This window comes from Lentiprolixibacter sp. (assembly GCF_982873095.1).
Map to the genome: position 1 here is coordinate 1 of NZ_CEYNTP010000294.1, position 3,061 is coordinate 3,061.

General features: G+C 46.1%; 3 protein-coding genes. 2 read left to right on the forward strand and 1 reads right to left on the reverse strand.

The window, feature by feature from the left end; all coding sequences use genetic code 11:
* Positions 1-37: 37 nt before the first annotated feature.
* Positions 38-349, forward strand: coding sequence for a hypothetical protein (locus tag AC4E7D_RS13400; protein ID WP_490174291.1), 312 nt, complete (start codon positions 38-40; stop codon positions 347-349).
* A gap of 858 nt (positions 350-1,207) precedes the next feature.
* Here AC4E7D_RS13400 and AC4E7D_RS13405 read toward each other — a convergent pair.
* Positions 1,208-1,885: a DUF481 domain-containing protein gene (locus tag AC4E7D_RS13405; protein ID WP_490174289.1), complete on the reverse strand. Its 678-nt coding sequence runs from the start codon at positions 1,883-1,885 to the stop codon at positions 1,208-1,210.
* 300 nt (positions 1,886-2,185) lie between these two features.
* Between AC4E7D_RS13405 and AC4E7D_RS13410 the strand changes: the two genes are divergently transcribed.
* Positions 2,186-3,061 (forward strand): PEP/pyruvate-binding domain-containing protein (locus AC4E7D_RS13410; protein ID WP_490174290.1); only part of this gene is annotated, 876 nt, incomplete at its 3' end.

Consider the following 3,061-nt stretch of genomic DNA (forward strand, 5'->3'; position numbering starts at 1 on the left):
CGCCGAGCCGAAGTTCGACGGCCTCTCGGTCGAGCTGATCTACGAGCGGGGGACGTTCACCCGCGGCGCGACCCGCGGCGACGGGACGACCGGCGAGGACGTGACGCTCAACCTCCGCACGATCCGCTCGCTGCCCCTCCACCTGACAGGTCTCAATATCAACGATGTCGATGCGGTATCCGAAGCCGCGGCCACCTTCTTCGGTTTGAGCTACGCTGGCGGTCAGATTGCCACCTGTGCCCAGATTGCCTTCTGCATCCAGGATGATAAGTCCGTGTGCAATCGTCCCCAGGGCATAGCTGCCATCACTGAGGGCAAGACCCGAATACACACTTATTTCCTCAAATAGGCCCTCGGAGGGAGTAGCCCACTTAGCCAGAATGCCCTCCTGTTCCCTGTAAAAACCGTTGTGTCTTGTTAGCACATGAAGGATTCCGTTTTTGCTAAAGACGGAGGCCACCTCATCTTGCTGGACTACCTTATTTTTAAAAACAAGTACCTCCTTCCCATTTTCGATCTTAAATAACCCCTCCCCTATCTTTTGGTAATATATCCCCTTATCTACGGAGAACATCTTTGGCAGGTTACTTGCATATGCGAGGATATTTACGGTATGTTCCTTGATGTCATAGGCGTAGATCCGTTTGAGGGATTGAAAGAGGATGTAGTTATCTACATTGAGAATGATCCAGAATTCTTCATCTTCCTCTAGTTGGGATCGAATGGTTTCGGAGAGGCTTGTATAGTTCAGGACGCCAAATTCATCTGCCTCCCAAAACCCAAATTCCATATAATATCCACTATAAATTCGCTCACCAACGACCTTGGCAGAACGCATAATGGTCTCGTTAGGAGAAGTGTATAGCGTCCAGGCTGCCCCGTTATATGCCAGTAGCCCCTTATTATTGGCGATAAAGACTTCTTTGCCTGCGGATTGGGAAATGGCCCAATTCTGGTTTTCTGCCTCGTAATCTGAAGGAGCAAAGTTTTGTACAGGAGGTAATTCCTGTCCTGATATGGTTATTCCCAGGAAAAGGGCAAATAAAAGGAAGAGGTACTTAACAACTTTCATAGCACATGATAACAGATGACGTCCTATACCTGTTCTCAAGATGGGAAATTAAGGAAAATCAGAGAAACCCTCATAAAATAGACGGTTCCTAACACCATTATTAGGTTAACGGTACCCGTACTGTAACTGCCCTGTCTAAATTTCAAAAGTTAGTCCCAGGCTTAAATCGGATGAATATTCGCTATTTCCTGCAGGGGTGGTGCTGTTTAGGAAATAGTTAAACAAGCCAGAGAATTTGAGCTTTTTGGTGATAGGCACCTCTGTTTTTAGTTGTTGTAGGATCCTGTAATTGCCAAATTCCCGATAAAGCGGTTGAAAATACAGGGTGTTAGTGAGGTCGAGTTTGCCCTCTGCGAGTCGAACAGAAAGTGACAGATACGAACTATTGCGGTGATTGTAGAAGGTGAGGTTGAAGGCGTCGCTTTCCTCCACCTCATACATATAAGAATTTCCCAGATAGGCCTTCACATTTAGTGTGGAAATAAATTTGAGGCGGATTCCTGCGCCTGCAAGGTTCCTGGCGTTGATGGATAAAAGCTCATTATTCTGGCTTTGCAAAAAGCCTTCTATTCTCCAAAGCTCAGAAAGTTTCTGGTTATAACGCAGGTGGAAAAACCAGGAGTTCCGAAAGTCCTGGGCCTGGCTTCGGGCCAGGTTAACATTGCCTATAAAGTAAAGAATGCTATTAAAATCTTTTGTTTTCCACTGGGTCGCAAGACTGCTCCCAACTTGCAACAGGTAAGCCCCGTCATTATCGGAATAGCTAAAAAGAAGATCGGATTTTAGCACAAAGCGAATGGTATCGGTCTGCATGCGCCGGGATTCTATATTGACCAATTGCGCTTGAAGCGTTCCCTGTGATAAAAAGCATAGGAAAAAAAGGACTAAAATTCTGGATTTCAAAATGGGTTGGCTTTCCTGTTGGAATTAAAGATATTATTTTCTGTCAAAATGTATTGGGCTCATTCTTTTCTTTCGGATTTACCTGCTTAAAGAGTAACATAAGTTACCCTAACGTTATTAATTATCTGAATATGACATTTGTCATTAAAATCACCCCTAATTGGAACTAATTTCGAATTCGATTTGCCTACGGGCGTAATAGCAACTTCCATGGAAACAGTAACACAGGTAAAACAACGAGTTTTTAAATTCGGGAACAAAAAAGCAGACGGAAACGGAACCATGCGTAATCTCCTCGGGGGAAAAGGCGCGAATTTGGCTGAAATGAGTGCCATAGGCGTACCTGTTCCACCAGGGTTTACCATTACTACCGAAGTATGTACAGAATACAACGAACTTGGCAAGGATAAAGTAGTAGAGTACCTCAAGGAGGAGGTCACTGAAGCCGTGCGGGAGATTGAAATGCAGATGGGCACCAAATGGGGAGATAATAACAACCCCTTGCTCCTCTCAGTACGATCCGGGGCACGGGTTTCCATGCCCGGTATGATGGATACGGTACTGAACCTCGGTCTAAACGATGAAGCTGTCCTTGGTTTGGCCAAACAAACCGGTAACGAGCGCTTCGCCTGGGATTCCTACAGGCGCTTAATTCAGATGTATGCCAGCGTGGTCATGGGCATGAAGCCTGAATCCAAGGATGATATCGATCCCTTTGAAGAAGTTATTGAACATCTAAAGGAAAAACGGCATATAGAACTGGATACCCAATTCACCGTGCAGGACCTCCAGGACCTGGTGTATGACTTCAAGGATATTATTAGAAAACGCACAGGCGAGGAGTTTCCATCAGATCCATGGGAACAACTATGGGGTGCGGCCTTAGCCGTATTCGACAGCTGGAATGGTGCAAGGGCGGTATATTACCGTAAGATTCATGGCTACCCGCCCGACTGGGGTACTGCAGTGAATGTACAGGCCATGGTATTTGGTAATATGGGGGACGATTCCGCAACAGGCGTGTGCTTTACACGGGATTCTGGTAGCGGGGAAAATGTCTTTAATGGAGAATACCTCATCAATGCC